17 protein-coding genes are annotated in these 20,321 nt (G+C 38.9%); 13 read left to right on the top strand and 4 right to left on the bottom strand.

Annotated elements, in window-relative coordinates:
• Positions 1-77 precede the first annotated feature (77 nt).
• From rplM to tsf, 4 genes are all read left to right on the top strand, one after another.
• Positions 78-521, top strand: a complete 444-nt coding sequence (gene rplM / locus LVD16_RS25725) for a 50S ribosomal protein L13 (RefSeq protein WP_233771167.1) — start codon at positions 78-80, stop codon at positions 519-521.
• A 3-nt stretch (positions 522-524) separates the two neighbouring features.
• The gene (rpsI, locus tag LVD16_RS25720; RefSeq protein ID WP_233771166.1) at positions 525-911 is read left to right on the top strand and encodes a 30S ribosomal protein S9; all 387 of its coding nucleotides are present in this window, start codon (positions 525-527) and stop codon (positions 909-911) included.
• A 48-nt stretch (positions 912-959) separates the two neighbouring features.
• Entirely contained in the window at positions 960-1,730 is a 771-nt protein-coding gene (gene rpsB, locus LVD16_RS25715; RefSeq protein ID WP_233771165.1) for a 30S ribosomal protein S2, read from the top strand.
• Positions 1,731-1,839: 109 nt separating this feature from the next.
• Positions 1,840-2,670 carry a translation elongation factor Ts gene (gene tsf / locus LVD16_RS25710; RefSeq protein ID WP_233771164.1) on the top strand — a complete coding sequence of 277 codons (831 nt, stop codon included), beginning with the start codon at positions 1,840-1,842 and terminating at the stop codon, positions 2,668-2,670.
• Positions 2,671-2,732: 62 nt separating this feature from the next.
• Here tsf and LVD16_RS25705 read toward each other — a convergent pair whose 3' ends face one another.
• Positions 2,733-4,670, bottom strand: a complete 1,938-nt coding sequence (locus LVD16_RS25705) for an OmpA family protein (RefSeq protein WP_233771163.1) — start codon at positions 4,668-4,670, stop codon at positions 2,733-2,735.
• 210 nt (positions 4,671-4,880) lie between these two features.
• Here LVD16_RS25705 and lon point away from each other — a divergent pair, with 210 nt between their 5' ends.
• The 3 genes from lon to hslU are packed head-to-tail and all read left to right on the top strand — an operon-like array spanning position 4,881 to position 9,794.
• Positions 4,881-7,343: an endopeptidase La gene (lon, locus tag LVD16_RS25700; RefSeq protein WP_233771162.1), complete on the top strand. Its 2,463-nt coding sequence runs from the start codon at positions 4,881-4,883 to the stop codon at positions 7,341-7,343.
• A gap of 28 nt (positions 7,344-7,371) precedes the next feature.
• On the top strand, positions 7,372-8,382 hold the full coding sequence (gene porQ / locus LVD16_RS25695; protein ID WP_233771161.1) for a type IX secretion system protein PorQ: 1,011 nt from the start codon (positions 7,372-7,374) through the stop codon (positions 8,380-8,382).
• A gap of 2 nt (positions 8,383-8,384) precedes the next feature.
• Complete coding sequence (hslU, locus tag LVD16_RS25690; RefSeq protein ID WP_233771160.1) at positions 8,385-9,794, top strand: ATP-dependent protease ATPase subunit HslU; 1,410 nt, start codon at positions 8,385-8,387, stop codon at positions 9,792-9,794.
• A gap of 54 nt (positions 9,795-9,848) precedes the next feature.
• On the opposite strand, the gene LVD16_RS25685 is transcribed toward hslU, so the two are convergent.
• Positions 9,849-10,742: a cation diffusion facilitator family transporter gene (locus LVD16_RS25685; protein ID WP_233771159.1), complete on the bottom strand. Its 894-nt coding sequence runs from the start codon at positions 10,740-10,742 to the stop codon at positions 9,849-9,851.
• A gap of 132 nt (positions 10,743-10,874) precedes the next feature.
• Between LVD16_RS25685 and LVD16_RS25680 the strand changes: the two genes are divergently transcribed.
• Positions 10,875-12,116 carry a sialidase family protein gene (locus tag LVD16_RS25680; RefSeq protein WP_233771158.1) on the top strand — a complete coding sequence of 414 codons (1,242 nt, stop codon included), beginning with the start codon at positions 10,875-10,877 and terminating at the stop codon, positions 12,114-12,116.
• A gap of 2 nt (positions 12,117-12,118) precedes the next feature.
• Here LVD16_RS25680 and LVD16_RS25675 read toward each other — a convergent pair whose 3' ends face one another.
• A complete protein-coding gene (locus tag LVD16_RS25675) occupies positions 12,119-13,180 on the bottom strand; it encodes an aminotransferase class V-fold PLP-dependent enzyme (protein ID WP_233771157.1) in 1,062 nt (353 codons plus the stop codon).
• Positions 13,177-13,608 (bottom strand): type II 3-dehydroquinate dehydratase, encoded by a 432-nt coding sequence (aroQ, locus tag LVD16_RS25670; protein WP_233771156.1) that lies wholly within the window; start codon positions 13,606-13,608, stop codon positions 13,177-13,179. Before aroQ ends, LVD16_RS25675 begins: the two co-directional genes overlap by 4 nt.
• An 88-nt stretch (positions 13,609-13,696) precedes the next feature.
• Here aroQ and xerD point away from each other — a divergent pair, with 88 nt between their 5' ends.
• From xerD to lolA1, 5 genes are all read left to right on the top strand, one after another.
• Positions 13,697-14,596, top strand: coding sequence for a site-specific tyrosine recombinase XerD (gene xerD / locus LVD16_RS25665; protein ID WP_233771155.1), 900 nt, complete (start codon positions 13,697-13,699; stop codon positions 14,594-14,596).
• A gap of 132 nt (positions 14,597-14,728) precedes the next feature.
• Positions 14,729-15,781, top strand: coding sequence for a DUF4407 domain-containing protein (locus tag LVD16_RS25660; protein ID WP_233771154.1), 1,053 nt, complete (start codon positions 14,729-14,731; stop codon positions 15,779-15,781).
• 84 nt (positions 15,782-15,865) lie between these two features.
• On the top strand, positions 15,866-16,900 hold the full coding sequence (locus tag LVD16_RS25655) for a quinone-dependent dihydroorotate dehydrogenase (RefSeq protein WP_233771153.1): 1,035 nt from the start codon (positions 15,866-15,868) through the stop codon (positions 16,898-16,900).
• A gap of 155 nt (positions 16,901-17,055) precedes the next feature.
• Positions 17,056-19,542 carry an FtsK/SpoIIIE family DNA translocase gene (locus tag LVD16_RS25650; protein ID WP_233771152.1) on the top strand — a complete coding sequence of 829 codons (2,487 nt, stop codon included), beginning with the start codon at positions 17,056-17,058 and terminating at the stop codon, positions 19,540-19,542.
• A gap of 119 nt (positions 19,543-19,661) precedes the next feature.
• Complete coding sequence (lolA1, locus tag LVD16_RS25645; RefSeq protein WP_233771151.1) at positions 19,662-20,303, top strand: outer membrane lipoprotein periplasmic chaperone LolA1; 642 nt, start codon at positions 19,662-19,664, stop codon at positions 20,301-20,303.
• Positions 20,304-20,321: the final 18 nt, after the last annotated feature.

The raw sequence follows: 20,321 nt of genomic DNA, 5'->3' as shown, positions 1-20,321 counted from the left end.
AAAATATATACTTCTATCTTTGTGGTCCTTTTTCAAGGGGGAGAAATATCTATTACAAAAAATAAAGCTTTTAAAGCGTGGATACTTTAAGTTATAAGACAGTTTCGGCTAACAAGGCAACCGTAAACAAAGAATGGATCATCGTAGACGCTGATTCTAAGGTTCTTGGTAGGTTGGCCAGTGAGGTTGCGAAAGTAATTAGAGGAAAAAATAAGCCTGAGTTTACACCTAATGTAGACTGCGGTGATAACGTTATCGTTATCAATGCTGACAAGATCAGGCTTACCGGTAAAAAATGGACCGACAAGGTATATGTTACACACACCGGTTATCCGGGAGGACAGCGTGCAGCTACTCCTAAGGAATTGATGGCCAAGTCCTCAAGATTGCTTGTTGAAAGAGCAGTTAGAGGTATGTTGCCTAAAAACAGACTTGGAAGAGCCTTATTCAAAAATTTATACGTTTATGAGGGTGCTGAGCATCCACATGAAGCTCAACAACCAAAAGAAATTAAATTTTAATTGATGGAAGTAATAAGTTCAATAGGAAGAAGAAAAACTTCAGTAGCCAGAATCTATGTGTCTGCAGGAAATGGCGAAATCACTGTTAACAGCAGAAGTTTAGAAGATTACTTTCCTTCTGAGATTCTTCGCACTATCGTAAAGCAGCCTCTTAACATTGTTGAAGTAGAGGGTTCTTATGATATTAAGGTGAATGTAGACGGAGGTGGTCCTGCTGGACAAGCCGAAGCTATTAGATTAGCTGTGTCTAGAGCATTAGTAGATATCGACACTGAATTCAGACCTCCACTTAAAAAAGAAGGTTTCTTAACTAGAGACCCAAGAATGGTGGAACGTAAGAAATACGGTCGTAGAAAAGCGAGAAGAAGATTCCAGTTCAGTAAGCGTTAATATGCTTGCTTGGCTGTTATACTTACAACCGAGAAAAATAAACAATTAATGGCAAATAAATTAGAGTATAAAGACTTACTTGATGCTGGTGTTCACTTCGGACACTTAACGAGAAAGTGGGATCCTAAAATGGCTCAGTACATTTTCATGGAGAAAAACGGGATCCACATTATTGATTTAAATAAGACCCTTGAGTGCCTCGACAAAGCATCTTATGCACTTAAGAACATAGTAAGATCAGGAAGAAAAGTTCTTTTTGTAGCTACTAAGAAGCAAGCACAAGACGTAGTTAGTGAAGCGGCAAGGAAATTAAACATGCCTTACGTTACTGACAGATGGTTAGGTGGTATGCTTACTAACTTCGCTACTATCAGAAAATCATTGAAGAAAATGTCTTCAATTGATAAGATGATGAAAGACGAGTCTTACCAGAACTTAGCGAAAAGGGAAAGGTTAATGGTTTCTAGAGAGAAAGAAAAACTAGAGAGAGTTCTAGGTGGTATCTCTGACCTTAACAGACTTCCTGCTGCACTTTTTGTGATCGATGTAAAAAGAGAGCACATTGCAGTAAAAGAAGCTCAGAAGTTAAATATCCCTGTATTTGCTATGGTAGATACTAACTCTGATCCTACTGGTGTAGATTTCCCTGTTCCTGCGAACGATGATGCCTTCAAATCAATCTCTCTTATCACTAACTATATCTGTGATGTGGTAGAAGAAGGTCTTAGCGAAAGAAAGAAGGAAAAAGAAGAAGCTAACTTGAAAAAGGAAGAAGAAGCTAAGAAGAAAGCAGACGAAAACGAGACTGTAGAGAAATAAAGTATAGATATATATTGAAAAAGAAGAAAATTGAACATTGGCTTTATACTGATGTTCAATTTTTTTATTAACGATAATTAAATTAAGCAATTTATAAAATTAACAAACTATGGCTATTACAGCGAAAGACGTAAATAAGCTAAGGCAGATGACTGGTGCCGGTATGATGGATTGTAAAAAGGCACTTACTGAAGCTGAAGGTGATTTTGATGCGGCAATTGACCTTCTTAGAAAAAAAGGACAAAAAGTATCTGCTTCTCGTGCAGATAGAGAAGTTACTGAAGGTTCTGTCTTCGTGAAAACCAATGACGCAGGTTCTAAAGGTATCCTTATAGCACTTAACTGTGAGACTGACTTCGTGGGTAAAAACGAAGAGTTCTTAGGTTTAGGTAATGCTATCCTTGATGTTGCTTTTGAAAAAGAACCAGCTACTGTAGAAGCTCTTATGGCTGAAAAAATTGGTAACGTTACTGTAGAAGAAAAAATTACTGAGCTTGTTGGTAAAATCGGTGAGAAAATCGAGATCAGTGAGTATGTAATTGTTGATGGCGAAGCTGTAGTTCCTTACATTCACGCTGGTAACAAACTAGGTGTATTAGTATCTCTTAAAGGAGCTAATGGTACTGACGTTCAAGCTGCTGGTAAAGACGTAGGTATGCAAATTGCTGCTATGAACCCTGTAGCTGTAGATAAGGGTGATGTAGATGCTTCTACTGTAGAGAAAGAATTAGAAATTGGTAAAGAGCAAGCTTTAGCTGAAGGTAAGCCTGAGGCAATCGTTGAGAAAATCGCTCAAGGTAAACTTGAAAGATTCTACAAAGATAACACTTTGTTAAATCAGCAGTTTGTAAAAGATAGCTCTGTAACTGTAGCTAAATATTTAGATTCTGTAAACAGTGGTCTTACTGTTACTGAGTTTAAAAGAGTTTCTATCGGTTAATTACCAAAGAAATAGAGATAATAAAAAAGCCTGTCAGTTTTTCTGACAGGCTTTTTTTGTGCTTACTGTTCGTTATTTTCTTCCTGATATATCTGGAATTCAACCCTTCTGTTCAGGTGTTTGTCTTCTTCAGTGATTTCCTTCACAATCGGCTTGGAGCTTCCATAGCCCTTAGCTGTGACACGGTTCTCTTCTACGCCACCGAAGTGAACGAGGTATTCTTTAATAATATCTGCCCTATCCTGTGAAAGCTTGAGGTTGAAGTTCTCCTGGCCATCAGAATCTGTGTGTCCATTGATCTTTAGCTTGTAGTCCGGGTTATCTAGCAAAAAGTCCGCAATCTTATCCAGATCACCATACATAGGTGTGGTAAGGTCAGCTCTGTTCTCTTCAAATTCCATTGATTCAAATTTGATCTTGCTGGATATAGGCGTAGTTTGCCTGTGAAGCTCCTTTTCACCATCCAGATAGAAGATTTCCTCTATTCTAAAGAATTCCTCTCCTTGAATGATAAGGAGATAGTTATTGTTATTGATCAGGTCAAACTCAAAGCTACCATCAGGCCTTAAAAACTTTGGTGCTACCTCAATGCCATTATCCAGATCTATAATGGAAACTATGCCTTGAAATGGCTTGCCGTTTTCCTCGTTAGTCAATGATCCTTTTACTTTGGTGGTGGCATCAGGTTGTGCTCCCATCGGAACTGGAAATGAATATAAATCCAGGTTCGTCATGTTATCTTTCACAGAACGTGCATAGTAGAGGTTCTCAGATTTTGAATCTATAGTGAAGTAGAATTCACTGCCAGGCCCGTTAACCAGCGGGCCTATGTTTATCGGTTCCGTCCAATTATGACGATCATAGTAGGATTTATAAATATCAAACTCACCGAAATTAAGGTTCTGACCATTGGAACTGAAGTAGAGAACATCATCCTTATGATGGTAGAATGGGCTTACCTCAGAGTTTCTAGTATTGATGATAGGACCAATGTTCTGAGCCTTTGACCACTGTCCATTCTCCCTCACACTGAAATAGATGTCTGATAAACCAAAACCACCTATTCTATCAGAGGCAAAATAAAGCGTATCCTCATTATGAGACAGTGAAGGGTGAGAGTCCCAGGTAATACTATTGATATTAGCGCCCAAATTAGTGGCTTTGCCCCAAGTGCTGTCTTCTTCCATACGACTGACGAATAAATCACAGTCACCATATGAATCTGGAGAGTTGCATCGGGCAAAGTATATGGTTTGACCATCCTTGCTTAAGGTGGCAGAGCCCTCATTATATTGGGTGTTTAGTTTTTTTAGTTCATTAGCTTTATCCCAGCTATTATAATCATAGCGCGTCATGAAAAGATCTTCATCATTCACCGGGTCTACACCTCTGAAATGAGAGTTTCTTTTTGAGGTGAAAATCAGTACATCATCATTGGAGCTTAGCGTGGGGCCGTAATCAGAAAGATCAGAATTTACGATATCGCCCATGTTCAGAAGCACACTTCGCGGTGGGATCAGTGTATCTACTTCCTTACGATAATCTACCAGCTCGTAATAATAATCTAAAGAGACGTAGTAATCTTTATCGTTAGTAGTAAGAGAATCGTAATAAGTGGCAATTTGCTCAATATCAATATCTTCCCTATGATGTTTGAGTATAAGTTTATAGAGTAATTTGGCTTCTTCCACATCTCCATGTAGCTCTGTCAATTTGGCGAGTTGCCAGAGCCAGAAAGTGTCACGGTAAAAATTCATTACTCCGAAATTTTTCACGTAGGCGCGGAGCTTTGGATATAAGGCTATCGTGGCCTTTTCCTCATAAAGTTTTTTTATTTGGTTTAATTTGCTTTCGTTATAGTAATAAGGTACTTTGTTAACATTAGCAAAATCAAACAGGTCTGACTGGCTAAATCTGGATAATGAGTCATTAAGATTGAGTACTCCACCGGACTTTACCTGCCCGAATACAGCGCTGTTTAAAAAGATTAGAAGTAACAATCCTAAGCCCCCTTTAATCGTTGCTTGAAGCATCAACCTTGTGCTCGTGTTGACCTTAGCCCTATTATAAAAAAGTATTTTTTTCAATATCAGTTAAAAAAATGTTTTTGGCATAGCTATTGACCTTTAATAGGTCAATCCGAAATTTAGGAAATTTGTATTAATAATGTGTCATAATGGCATGTTAAAGTATTTAAGACACAACAATATATGTTTAATAAATTGTTTTTTTCAGATTTAGTGCAGGAGGATTCAGAAGACCTTATTCAACTCATTAATCCGGAAGAAAGTTCAGAAGAGGAGCAGGATAACTTACCAAAGGAGGTTTCTATACTTCCCATAAGAAACACAGTGTTGTTTCCTGGGGTAGTGATACCAATTACTGTGGGGCGTCAGAAATCGATAAAACTAGTTAAGAAAGCTTACGAAGGAGATAGATATATTGGCGTTATAGCCCAAAAAAATGTAAAAACGGAAGATCCTTCCATAGATGATATTTATACCATTGGTACTGTAGCTAAGATCATTAAGATGCTAGTGCTGCCTGATGGGAATACTACTATTATTATTCAGGGGAAGAGCCGTTTTGCTATAGAAGAAGTAAAACAAGAAGAGCCATATATCAGAGCTAGTATAGAGCTGCTTAAAAGCACCTATCCTAAAAGTACTAAGAAGGAAATTAAGGCAATTATTCAATCTTTGAAGGATTCTGCTTCCAAGATTTTGAAGCTTAACCCTGAAATTCCTCAAGAAGCACAGATGGCGTTGGATAATATCCACGACTTAGGTTTCTTAACTCATTTCCTTTCTTCTAACCTTAATGCGGAAGTTGCTGATAAGCAAAGATTATTAGAGCTGAATGATGGTAATGAAAGAGCTACGCTTCTTTTAGAATTCATGCTTAAGGAAATTCAACTTTTAGAGTTGAAGTACGACATTCAAAAGAAAGTCCACACCGATATAGATCAGCAGCAGAGAGACTATTACCTGAGGCAGCAGATTAAAGTGTTGCAAGATGAGTTAGGGCATGATGGACCTGATCAGGAAATTGAGGTGCTAAGGAAGAAGGGTGAAAAGAAAGATTGGCCTGAAGATGTGAATAAACATTTTCAGAAAGAGCTGGATAAAATTTTAAGAATGAATCCCGCAGCAGCGGAGTATCCTGTGGCCATGAACTATGTGGAGCTGCTTCTTGATCTGCCGTGGAATGAATTTACTAAGGACAATTTTGATCTAAAACGGGCTAAAAAGATCTTAGATAATGATCACTTTGGAATGGACAAGGTGAAGGATAGGATCATAGAATATCTTGCAGTGCTTAAGCTGAAGCAAGATATGAAAGGCCCTATTTTATGTCTTTATGGCCCTCCCGGAGTAGGTAAAACCTCACTCGGTAGATCTATAGCGAAAGCGTTAAAACGTAAGTATGTCAGAATGTCACTGGGAGGTGTGCATGATGAAGCTGAGATTAGAGGGCACAGAAAAACTTATGTAGGAGCGCTTCCTGGTAAGATCATTCAAAACTTAAAAAAAGCGAAATCTTCTAATCCGGTATTTATCTTGGATGAGATAGATAAGGTGAGTTCAGACTTTAGGGGAGATCCTGCATCGGCTTTGTTGGAGGTATTAGATCCGGAGCAAAACGGTGAATTTGTAGATAACTATCTGGAGCTGGAATATGACCTTTCAAAAGTCTTATTTATAGCTACAGCTAACTCATTAGAAACTATCCACCCTGCTTTAAGAGATAGAATGGAGATCATTGAGATTTCTGGCTATACGCAGGAAGAGAAAGTAGAAATAGCTAAGAGGCACCTAATACCCAAGCAAAAGAAAGAACATGGTTTAAAAACTAAGGATGTTTCTTTCCATAAAAAAGGTATTGAAAAAGTGATTGATGGGTATACCAGAGAGTCTGGTGTGAGAAACCTTGAAAGAACTATCGGTTCTGTGATAAGGCATGCCGCTAAGTCAATTGCTTTAGAAGAAGAATTCAACTCTACTGTTACCGCAGAAGAGGTAGTGAAAATTCTTGGTGGAGAAAGATTTGATAAAGAGCTATATCAGGGCAATAATATTGCTGGTGTAGTTACTGGCCTAGCCTGGACACAGGTAGGAGGGGAGATACTATTCATTGAATCCAGCTTGAGCAAAGGGAAGGGTAAGCTTACGCTTTCTGGCCAATTGGGAGATGTAATGAAAGAATCGGCCATGGCTGCTATTTCTTATTTAAAAGCTAATGCAGGGCATTTGGGCATAGATTACAGAGCTTTTGATCAGTATGATCTTCATGTACACGTGCCGGCAGGTGCAGTGCCTAAGGATGGGCCATCTGCAGGTATCACTATGCTTACGTCATTAGCTTCTATTTATACCCAAAGAAAAGTGAAGGATAAACTGGCTATGACAGGTGAGATCACTTTGAGAGGTAAAGTGCTACCAGTGGGTGGTATTAAGGAGAAAATACTAGCTGCCAGAAGAGCTGGAATAAAAGAAATTATCCTTTCAGAAAAGAATGAAAGAGATATAAACGAGATAGATGAAAAATACATCAAAGGGCTGAAGATCAACTTTGTGAGTACTGTTGATGATGTCTTAGCCATAGCATTGCTAAAAGAAAAGGTGAAATCACCAGTGACTTTTAGTTTTGCGGATGACAACAATAAGGCATAAGTTTGACTACAACTCAGCCAATGCATTGATGAAAAAAGGAATTTCAATAGTATGCTTACTTTTTATTTGTGTCCAAACTTACGGACAGGTAGGAGGTAAGCATTCTTTTGAATTTCTAAGTGTACCCAATAATGCCAGAACAGTAGGCCTGGGCGGAAAGAACGTTTCGATATATAACGAAGACTTAAATCTGCTTGCTGATAACCCTGCTGCAGTGGGTGATTCACTTTCTGGCTATCTGACTTTTAACTACTTAGCTTATTTTGCCGATATTCACTCGGCATCTTTTGTTTATAAGCATGACTTTGATAAGTGGGGGAGCTGGTACGTAGGCACCAATCACTTCAGTTATGGAAACATCACTTCTTATGATGACACCGGTGCCGAACTAGGAGAATTTAATGCCGGAGAGACTGTTTTTTTTATAGGAAGAAGTCATCAAATTTCTTATTTTACATTAGGCGCTACTCTTAAGTATATCAATTCGAATATTACAGCTTATACCAGTAATGCCTTGGCGATGGATTTGGGTGGTGTTTTTAAACATCCTAAGCTGAACCTTACCGCTGGGCTGGTGTTTAAGAATGTTGGAGTGATGTTAAGTGATTATTCTGAAACGTCAGATACTAAGCTTCCATTTGATGTACAAGTTGGAGTGAGCTTTAAGCCGGAGCATATGCCTTTAAGGTTTTCATTTACCGGGTATAATCTGGCAGATAGAAACAGCACCTATTATGATGCCAATGGCTCAGAAGATGAGCCGGGAGCATTTGATAAGATGTTCAGACATGTAGTGGTAGGAACGGAAGTGCTGATTACTAAGAACCTAAATATAAGATTCGGTTATAATCATTTAATAAGACAAGAACTAAAACTGGAAGATGGTGCCCATGGCGCTGGATTTTCTTATGGTTTAATGTTCAGAATAAAAGCTTTTGAGTTTGCGTATAGTAGAGGTGGATATCATGCTGCAGGAGGATCGCACAGCTTTACCCTTACTACCAATACCAACTTATTTTTGAGAAAAAGAAAAATTTAGACATGATAAATCAAGAAACATATTTTACACCTAAGCAGATTGTAGAGGAACTTGATAAATATATTATCGGCCAGAAAGATGCTAAAAGGAATGTAGCTATAGCCTTAAGAAACAGGTGGAGAAGGATGAACGTGAAGAGCGAGATGCAGGGCGAAATAGTGCCTAATAACATCCTGATGATAGGTGCTACTGGTGTAGGAAAAACAGAGATAGCCAGACGTTTGGCCAAGATTGCTAATGCGCCATTTACTAAGGTAGAAGCATCAAAATTTACTGAGGTAGGTTATGTGGGTCGTGACGTAGAATCTATGGTGAGAGACCTGGTAGAGCAGTCAGTAAATCTGGTGAAATCTGAGAAGAAAGAAGAGGTTAAGGTAAAAGCAGAGCAAATAGTAGAGGACATTATTCTGGATGCGCTTATCCCACCTATCAAAGGAACTAATGGCGTGAAAAATCCTGCTTCTACTGAAACTGTTACTGGAGAACTGCCAGAATCGGATCATGAGCTGAACGAAAGAACCAGAGAGCGTTTCAGAGAGAAAATCAGAAATGGCGAGCTGGAAGATAGAAAGATAGATGTCAGTGTGAATAAGCCTTCAAACCCTGGCATAGGAATGATAGGTGGTGGAATGATGGATGAATCATCCATGATCAATCTGCAGGAAATGATCAGCGGCATGATGCCTAAGAAAAGCAAGAAGCGTAAGGTTTCAATTGCCGAAGCTAGAAAGCTCTTGATAGAGGAAGAATCAGCCAAGCTAATTGATATGGATGAGGTGAAAGACCTTGCCATTATGAAAGCTGAAAACACAGGAATTATATTTATAGATGAGATCGATAAGATCGCTGCTGGTGGTTCAGGTAAAAAAGGTGGCGGTGGCCCCGATGTGAGTCGTGAAGGTGTACAGAGAGATTTATTGCCGATAGTAGAAGGTAGTACCGTAAACACCAAGTATGGTTTGATAAAAACAGATCATATCTTATTTATAGCGGCAGGAGCATTCCATGTATCTAAGCCTTCAGATCTTATTCCTGAGCTTCAGGGTAGATTCCCAATTAGAGTAGAATTGAATAATCTTACAAAAGAGGATTTCTATCATATCTTAAAAGAGCCTAAAAATGCTTTAACTAAGCAATATGAAGCACTTTTAGATTCAGAGGAAGTGAAGTTAACATTCCAGGAAGATGCATTAGAGGAAATTGCAGAGAAAGCCTTCCAAATCAATACCGAAGTGGAAAATATTGGAGCAAGAAGATTGCATACTGTGATGAGTCAGTTGCTGAACGAGTTCTTATTTGATGTGCCAGATATCATTGGGCCAAATGCCAATATTGTGATTACCAGGGATATGGTGAATGATAAGCTTGCAGGCCTTATCACTAATAAAGATCTCAGTGAGTTTATTCTGTAAAGAAATATTAAAATAAAAGAGGGCCGTTTCATTCATTTGAAATGGCCTTTTTTGTTAGCAATTGGCCAATGAACAAGGCTCTTCCTGTGTTTCGAACTCCAGCGTGGCATGAGCTATGCCCATTTCTTCTAAAATAGTACGAACACTCTTTTTCATTTCAGCCAATTCATCTACAGTGGTTTTATGAGGAACTACTAAATGTGCACTGAAGATATTGTACTCTCCATCCATAGTCCACAGATGGCAATCGTGTACTTCCTTAACGTCATCCAGAGCTTCTATTTTTTTGGTAATCAGCGCGATGTCTATGTTTGAAGGTGTCCCCTGAAGAACTATGGTAAAGCTCTTTTTAAGGTTTTTAAATACGTTAAAAAGGATAAATGCTGCTATTCCTAATGATAGAATTGGATCTATCACCGGAGCATCTACAAAATGCATCACTATGGCTCCGATCAGTACCGCTACCCAGCCTAAAACATCTTCCAATAGATGAAGAGAAACAACTTCTTCATTGATAGAGCTTCCTTTTCTTAGCTTAAGTACTGCGGCGCCATTAACCAAAATTCCTACTATGGCCAATGCTATCATTCCTTTGGTAGATGGCTGCTCCGGATTTAATATTCTGGGGATAGCCTCATAAATGATGATGATAGATCCTGTGAGTAGTACTGCGGAGTTAATGATAGCACCTAGAAGTGAAAACCTTTTGTAGCCATAAGAGAATTTCTTATCCCGGCCTTTTGAAGATAAGTTTTGGAAATACCACGATAGACCTAAGCTCAAGCTGTCTCCCAGATCATGCAACGCGTCTGATAGTATGGCTACACTATTGGTCAGTATTCCACCTACCAATTCCAGGATGGTGAATCCCAGATTCAGGAAAAAGGCGGTTTTAATATTGCCAGTGCCATGATGATGATGGTGATGATGTCCGTGGTCGTGTCCCATAAATATGTGTAGGCCTAAAATACGTTCACATTACCTATGAATTTAAGTGATGTGCTTTTTCTTTAATTTGTTAACAAGTGCATTTTGCTTAAGTTCACTTTATATTTACCAAAAAATCAATCACCCCTAACAATGAAGCGATTCTTTATTAGCATTCTCATTTCCATTCCATGCATATCAGTAGCACAGTTTAAAAATGTGGAATTGCCAGCCTCAGATGGCGAAGTAAGTTCTGGTGTGGCGATAAGTCAGAAAGAGACATCTAATATTATAATATCCTCATCAAGTGGTAAAATGTATTTTACTGAAGATGGTGGCACAAGTTGGTCAAGTTCTTCATTGGGGAAAGCAGGTAATTCCTCTACTGTAGCCGCTGATAAAAAAGGTGATTTTTATGCGATATCGCAGGATGGCGAACAGCTAACGACATACAAAGCAAAAGCTCCAGGGCAGGAATGGGCGGAGGAAGGAGCCCAGAATTTTGCAGGAATAACTGATTTCTGCTTCGTAAGCCATCTGGATAAAGGTGATTTAGGACTTACAGTGCTTCAAGGGAAGAAGGATAGTGAATGCACAACATCCGTTAAATATTATGATGGTAATGGTAAAAAATGGTCAGATCCATTGGAGGTGACTTCTGTGAAGGGTGAATGTGCAGAAGTAGAGAGCTCTATCAAAGGGAGTAGTCTTGCGTATGGTACTGAAGATCAAGTATATGCTGTGTGGTTGAAAAACGGAGGAAAGATATGGTTGGATCGATCTTATGATAAAGGAAAGACCTGGTTAAGAAATGATATCTCAGCCACCGATCAGGTAGGTGGTAGCGATTTGAAAATAGATGGTGTGAGTAACTGGACGAATACTCCGGTACTGAAAGTTGATAGAAGTATTACACAATACCGAGGTTCCCTTTATATGGCATGGACAGATATGAGAGGTGGAGCGGATAATGCAGATGTCTATTTCATATCTACCAGAAACAAAGGTGATTATTGGAGTGTACCTGTAATTGTTAATACAGACCAGTCTGGTAAGCATCAATTTATGCCGGCAGTGGCTTCAGATGCTACAACAGGAGTTATCTATGTCCTTTTCTATGATAGAAGGAATTCTGATGACACTACAACTGATGTATATATTGGTTATTCTATAGATGGTGGAAATAGCTTCACTAACAAAAAAGTTAGTGAGAAACCCATTGATATGAGCAATGACCAATCTTTTGGTCTTGATTTAGCCGCTCATGAGGGCGTAATCGTAGCCACATGGACGGGCATTTCTGATGGTAAGACTAAAATCATGGCCTCTGTAATGACACAGCAGGAATTAGTGCCTGAGATAAAAACAGACTCAGGCAAGAAAAAGAAGAAATAAGCTTAAAGGTGCTTCTTTAAGAATTTCTTAAGCACCTTCACTTCATCTTTCTTAATTGCTGGAAAGTTAGCTATACGGAAGGTGTCAATTTTGTTTTCGCCATACCCATTGCCAAGAACAATGCCTTCTTGTAATGCCTTCTCTTTTATTTTTTGAATGCGTTCAGGAGTTCCTTTAACTACTAAAACCGTGTTGGATCTCACATTTTCGTTTTCAATGAGCCATTTACAATGACCTTTACTACTATTAATGATCTCAGAATAGGCTTCAAATCTCTTTTTCAGCTTTTTATCCACCTTCTGAATCGGGCCTCTTTGATCTAACACTTTCATTAGCAGGTAGATGCCCATCACGTTAGGAGTGTATGAAGTTTGGTAATCCTTCATTTTCTCTATCATGAAGGTAAGGCTATTGTAGTGGTTAGACTCTCCCAAATCATTAGCCTTCTTCAAGGCATTTGGCGAACATACCATAATGCCCAGACCTGCCGGTAAACCAAAACACTTCTGTACTGAGGCATACCAAATATCTGCGTTTTCAAAGTGCAAAGAAACACCCGCCATACTTGAGGTAGCATCCACAGCTATCAGGTGGTTAGGGTATTTTTTTCTAAGCTTTAGTATTCTATTGTTAGTGATCTGCGTACCATTTGAAGTCTCGTTTTGCGTGATACAGATAAGACCTGTTTCAGAGCTCAAGTCCAGCTCCCCGGTTTTTAGCTCCAGCTCCTGATCAAACTGATAACCAATGGCATATGGATTTATTTTCTGAGTATACTCAAACCATTTTTCGCCAAAGGCACCACTGTAGAAATGATAGCTGTTAGTTTCTATTACTGACTGAGCTATAATCTCCCAGCACTCAGTAGCTGATGAGGTGAAGAAAATAGTGTAATTATCAGGAATATTCAGCCTCTCTTTTAATAAACCCGTGGTTTTAGCACAGATCTTCATGAAAGCGTCACTGCGGTGGTTAATGCTCAATATGCCTCTGTCATACGCCTCTTGCACGTAAGCCGGTATATGTTCATCTACACGGGAAGGCCCAGGGTAGAAACTGATCATGATGTTTTCTTTTTATTGAGAAGGTAAGTTAAGGCAAGCAGGTATCCTTCAAGACCAAGGCCTGAAATCATACCAATGCACTCTTTGCTGATAATGCTTTTATGTCTGAATTCTTCTCGGGCGTAGATATTAGAAATGTGCACCTCTATTACTGGTGTGGTAATACCAGCTATAGCATCTGAAAGGGCTATAGAGGTGTGAGTGTAAGCACCTGCGTTGAGAATAATGCCATCATACTCAAACCCTACTTCATGAAGCTTATTTACTAACTCACCTTCCACATTAGACTGATAATACTCCAGTGTGTACTCACTGAATTTAGACTTGAGTTTGCTGAAGAAACTTTCAAAATCCTGGCTGCCATACACTTCGGGCTCTCTTTTGCCTAGTAGATTGAGGTTAGGCCCGTTTATGATGAGTATTTTCATGTGCTACTGTTTGATCAATTAGGTAAAAGATGCTTCTTTTTTGGAGCATTTAGTAAAATAGATGCACCTTAGAAGAAATTTTTTGATCATGAATTGGGATACCGCCATACAGCATTTTAAGAACTACATCAGGCTTGAGCGTTCATTGTCTGCTAACTCGGTAGAAGCCTATATTCACGATATCGTAAAGCTAAAACAGTTTGTGGAATTGTCCAATTGGAAGGTGTTACCATCTGACATTTCTACCTCTCATTTACAAAGCTTTTTAGAATATATCAATGGATTGGGTATGACACCACATTCCCAGGCCAGAATACTTTCAGGAATAAAAGCATTCTACAAATACCTGATGTATGAAGATATAATAGAAAAAGATCCCACCGCTTTAATAGAGGGGCCAAAACTAGGACGAAAGTTGCCTGATACGCTGAGCTACCATGAGATAGAACAGCTGTTAAGCGCCATTGATCATTCTACTCCGGAGGGTCAGAGGAACAGGGCCATGCTGGAAGTGCTTTATAGTTCAGGATTAAGGGTTTCAGAGCTAATAGATCTTCGTCTTACCAATATTTATGAAGACATAGGATTTTTAAGAATTGTTGGTAAGGGAAATAAAGAGAGATTAGTACCGGTAGGTAGAGATGCCTTGAAATATTTGAATATCTATATCAGCGAGGTGAGGTGTCATCTAAATATTGCTGATGGTCATGAGAATTATGCCTTTTTAAATAGAAGAGGAAAGAAGCTTACCAGAGTGATGATCTTCACCATCATTAAACGTTTGGCCGAGCAGATCGGGATGACCAAAAATATCAGTCCTCATACCTTTAGGCACTCTTTTGCCACTCATTTAATAGAAGGTGGTGCAGACCTAAGGGCGGTGCAAGAAATGCTGGGGCATGAATCGATCACTACCACCGAGATTTATACACATCTGGATCGAGATTATCTGAAACAAGTTATCCAGGAATTTCACCCGAGAAGCTAGCTATTATCGGACAATAAAAGTGTTCGGTATAGTACAGAATTAATGAGCGAATTTCATTTGGGGCTCAGTATGGGGCATGGCATACTATTCGCTGCTATTGAAATATTTTCAATACGAATTCGTTGATTAGCTATGAATAAGCTTAAGATATTTTTCTGGCATTGCTCTGGAGTAAATAGAACTTTACTCGAAAAATGCCCTACCGACAGCACCAAGTATGTGGGTATAGGAGCAACTATCTTTTTCACGGGCTTATTCGCTGCCCTGGCAGGAGGCTATGGGCTCTTCACTATTACCGCTAATGTCTGGTGGTCTATATTATTCGGACTTATATGGGGAATGATGATCTTCAATCTGGATAGGTACATTGTCTCCAGCATGCGAAAGCAGGGTAAGCCGTTGAAGGAGTTTGCATTGGCTACACCAAGGATTATTTTGGCTCTTCTTATTTCTTTGGTCATCGCTAAGCCACTGGAGATGAAAATCTTTGAAAATGAGATTAAAGGCGAGCTTAGTGTAATGGAGCAGGAGCTGTATGCACGCCAGGAAGGTCAGGTGCAGTCAAGATATGCGGCGCAGAGAAAACAGATCACGGCGGAAATAGAGAAGCTCAAAGGGGAGATTCTGGCTAAGGAAAACCGAAGAAATGAACTGAGGAAAATAGCTCAGCAGGAGGCTGATGGTACAGGCGGTACTGGTAAGCGAAACCCCGGGCCTATTTATAAAATCAAAAAGGCAGATGCAGATAGAGTAGAGCAAGAGTTAGAGCAGTTGAGGAGTGCTAGTAATGCTTTGATACAGGCGAAAACAAACGAGCTGGCTCAGCTGGATGCTACTATGGGTACAGACATAACTGCTTTGGATCAAAGTAAGCTAGATGGTCCTGCGGCCAGAATGGAAGCTCTAGACAGACTTACCAGCCGTAGTAATGCTATTTATATGGCCAATCTATTCATTATATTGTTATTTATAGCCATAGAAACGGCACCTATATTTGTGAAACTGATTTCTAATAAGGGGCCTTATGATCATTTGCTTCAAATTGAAGAGCATGGATTCAACGTGCAACGAATAGAAGTAATGGCAGAGGTGAACAGTAAGGTAAAAGAGAGGGCTGCTAAACATGCTGAAACAGAGCGCGAATATGTAAATAATCGCTTAGATATCAGTTTGAATAATAATTAGAAAATTGACTTCCTTTTTATAAATATGATGGAGAAGGTTTTTCAATCTGCTATCTTTGCAGCGCATTAACTTAAATCCAATCTAGTGTACAAATCTTTAATAAGACCTCTTCTATTTAAAGTAGATCCGGAGAAAATTCATCATTCTACCTTCAGCATGTTACAAAGCCTGAGCGGCATACCAGGTATGAAGAGTACCTGGAAAAACATGTTTAATTTTGAAGATAAAGCCTTAGAAAGAGAGTTTTTTGGAGTTAAGTTTAAAAATCCTGTGGGTTTAGCAGCTGGTTTTGATAAAGATGCCAAAATTGTAGATGAGCTGGCATGCATGGGCTTCGGTTTCATTGAAATTGGTACCGTAACACCAAAGCCACAAGCTGGAAATGAAAAACCTCGCTTGTTCAGACTACCTGAAGATAAAGCCATTATCAATAGAATGGGCTTTAACAATGAAGGCGCCATAGCCGCTGTGGAAAGGTTGAAGAAGCGTAAATCTTCAGTAGTTATTGGGGGAAACATCGGTAAAAATAAGGTGACACCTAATGAAAAAGCCTTTGAAGATTATGAATATTGTTTCGAAGCATTATATCCAGTTGTAGATTACTTTGTTGTAAATGTGAGCTCTCCAAATACACCTAACTTAAGGGAATTGCAGGATAAAGAACCATTGACTAAACTTTTGCAATCAGTTATTCATTTAAATAAAAAGAAAGATAAGCCTAAGCCTATTCTTCTAAAAATAGCGCCGGACTTAACTGATGGTCAGCTAGATGATATAGTGAGTATTGTAAAAGAAATACATTTAGATGGTCTTATTGCTACTAACACTACCATTTCACGAGAAGGTCTGAAAACCAGTGATGCTACCGTGCAGGCTATTGGTGCAGGAGGGCTGAGTGGTATGCCTGTAAGAGCGAGATCTACTGAGGTATTGAAATATTTAAGGGCACAGCTTGGTGCTAATTTCCCAATCATATCTGTGGGTGGAATTATGGCACCGGAAGATGCGCTTGAAAAATTAAGTGCAGGTGCTTCTTTAGTGCAGATATATACAGGTTTTATCTACGAAGGTCCTAGTCTGGTAAAAAGAATTAATAAGGCCATCTTAAAGGCTAATTAATTGATATTGAGTAATATATTTAGCATTTTCATGAGGTTTTAAATACATTAAACCTCGATTTTACGCCTACTGTGCTCGGAAATTAATGAGCGATTCAAAATATTTTTTGTCTGGATATGGCGTTAATTTTTTATTAGCTTTGTCTTTTTTATAACATGGCCAAAAACACATATAAATCAAATACATTCAAAGAGTCTAAAAAGAAGGAGAAGGGTAAAAGTGCTGGTAAAAAGCTGAACTTTAATCTAAAGTTGAGCTTTTTAAAAGATAGACGCTTTCACTTAACTCTTGGCTTTTTCCTATTAATCAGTTCGTTATTCTTACTTACTGCTTTCATCTCTTACCTATTCACCGGTAAGGCAGATCAGAGCGTGGTGGAAGCCATTGGCCAGACAGGTATTATAGAGTCTGGTAGAGAAGCTGAGAACTGGCTGGGATCTACTGGAGCTTATATATCACACTATTTTATATTTAGATGGTTCGGCTTAGCCGCTTTCTTCACTCCACCATTATTATTCATTATCGGCTATAAAGTAGTTTTCAAAAAACAACTGGTATCGATCTATTCAACTGTTGTTTTTAGCTTGTTTTTTACCATTTGGTTGAGCATTCTTTTAGGATATCTGGTGTTCAGCTCAGAAGGTGTTTCTGAGTGGGGCTTTCTTAGTGGAGGCATCGGCTACCAACTTTCAATAGTTCTTGATGGGCTTATTGGGTGGGGTACTGTGCTCTTATTGATATTCTCACTGATTGCCTTTATCATCTACTTCTTTAATGTTACTACTATCTTAGGCTTCAAAGGCAAGATAAAAGATGGTGTAGAGGAAATAGAAAAAGGTCTTACAGCCAGAGGTGACGATGAGAGCATAGATGGCTATGTAGATGATCAAGATAACTGGCCTGACAGAGCTGAAGAGAAAAGTGAGCCGGTAATCGCTAAAGTTGAGAAAAAGCCAGAAGTTCCTGTTAATGAGGTGGTGCTGGAGGAAAAGCCTGTAAACAGACCTAAGCCTTCTGGTAAGCCTGAGCTGGAACTTGATGTAACCATACCTGAAAGAAAGCAGGTAGAAGCTGAAGAGCCTCAGTTTGTGGTAGATGCGGATAACAATAAAGAAAATTTCGTTGACCAGCAGGAAAACTATGACCCTACTTTAGATTTAGGTTCATACCGCTACCCTACTTTAGATCTTTTAGATGAATTTGAGACAGGTCAGATTCAGGTAACTAAAGATGAGCTGGAACAAAATAAGGATAAGATCATTGAGACGCTTGTCAACTTTAAAATTGGTATTTCCAGTATTAAAGCTACCATTGGTCCTACAGTAACCTTATATGAAATAGTGCCTGAAGCCGGGGTGAAAATATCTAAGATTAAAAACCTTGAAGATGATATTGCGCTTTCATTGGCTGCTTTAGGAATCAGGATTATAGCTCCGATTCCAGGTAAAGGTACTATTGGTATAGAGGTGCCAAACAAGAGCCGAGAGATGGTGGGCATTAAATCAGTGCTTTCTACTGAGAAGTTCATGAAGAGTGACAAAGAACTTCCTGTGGCACTTGGTAAAACCATTTCTAATGAGGTGCATGTTATAGACCTGGCAAAAATGCCTCACATACTTATGGCAGGGGCTACTGGTCAGGGTAAGTCAGTGGGTCTGAACGTGTTGCTTACTTCGTTACTTTACAAAAAGCACCCATCTCAACTCAAGTTTGTACTGGTGGATCCTAAGAAAGTGGAGCTTACACTTTTTAATAAAATAGAGAGACACTTCCTGGCGATGCTGCCTAATAGTGAGGAGGCCATTATCACTGATACTAAAAAGGTGGTAAATACCCTGAATTCACTGTGTATTGAGATGGATAACCGTTACAACCTGCTAAAAGAGGCAGGTTCAAGGAACTTAAAAGAATACAATGCTAAGTTTATAAGTAGAAAGCTGAATCCTGAAAAGGGGCATAGATTCTTACCATACATTGTGTTAGTAATAGATGAGTTGGCGGATTTAATGATGACAGCTGGTAAGGAGGTAGAAACACCAATTGCCAGATTAGCTCAGCTTGCTCGTGCCATTGGTATTCACTTGGTGGTGGCCACGCAGAGACCTTCGGTAAACGTAATTACCGGTATTATTAAAGCTAACTTCCCTGCTCGTTTATCTTTCAGGGTAACTTCAAAAATAGATTCAAGAACTATTCTGGATACTGGTGGTGCAGATCAGCTTATCGGACAGGGAGATATGTTGCTTTCTCAAGGTTCTGATATGATTCGTCTTCAGTGTGCATTTGTAGATACACCTGAAGTAGAAAATATCTGCGAATTCATCGGTGCGCAAAGAGGATATGAGTCAGCCTACATGCTTCCAGAGTTTGAAGGAGATGACGATACCTCTACAGTAGGTGAGGTTGATCTTAAGGATAGAGATGCTTTATTTGATGATGCCGCAAGATTAATTGTATTGCATCAGCAGGGTAGTACCTCACTTATTCAAAGAAAATTAAAGCTTGGATATAACCGTGCAGGCCGTTTAATTGACCAATTGGAGGCCGCTGGAATAGTTGGACCGTTTGAAGGTAGTAAGGCTAGAGAAGTTTTAGTAGCAGATGAATACAGTTTGGAACAGTTATTGAATGATCTGAACTAGTGACGGGTAAAACTGTTAATACTCTGGAAAAGTAAAGATTCATATGCTTCCAGGTGAATAATTCTTTACCTTTGTTTGCTATGTTTTGAAATTTAAAATTAAAAAATAACCATACTGTAATGAAAAAGATTTCTTTCATCCTTATGTTTTCACTTTTTGGAATAGTGGCTTTTGCACAGCAAGATCCTAAAGCTAAGCAAGTGCTTGATGCCATGAGCGCCAAAATGAAAAAGACTCCTGCATACAGTGCAGACATTACTTCATCCATGGTAAATAAAGTGGATGGTATTAATGAGGAGTTTGGAGGTAAGATCACTGTAAAAAGTGACATGTATAAGCTTGAAATGGATGATCAGGTAGTGATTAATAACGGATCTACCGTTTGGACCTATCTTCCTGATGTGAATGAGGTGAATATTGATAACTACAGCCCCGATGAGGACGAAATTTCACCTTCAAAAATCTATGATGCCTATAAAAGCGGCTACAAATATATGTTTGTAAGTGAAACCACAGTAGGTGGAGAGGCAGTTTCTGAGATAGATCTTGTGCCTAATGACAAGGATGCTCAGTTCTTTAAAATTAAACTGTATATCACTAAAAATGATAAGAACCTGAAAAGCTGGACTATGTTTGATAAGTCTGGTAATCAGTACCAATACACAATCAAGAATTTCAAATCTAATATAAGTCCAAAAGATTCTTTCTTTGCTTTCGATACTGCTAAGTATCCTGGTGTAGAAGTTATCGATTTGAGATAAAAATAATATTAGTCAAAT

The organism is Fulvivirga ligni, assembly GCF_021389935.1.
In the GTDB taxonomy this organism is placed as follows: domain Bacteria; phylum Bacteroidota; class Bacteroidia; order Cytophagales; family Cyclobacteriaceae; genus Fulvivirga; species Fulvivirga ligni.
Note: the sequence above shows the minus strand (reverse complement) of the source record. Positions and strands in the feature narration are given on the sequence as shown.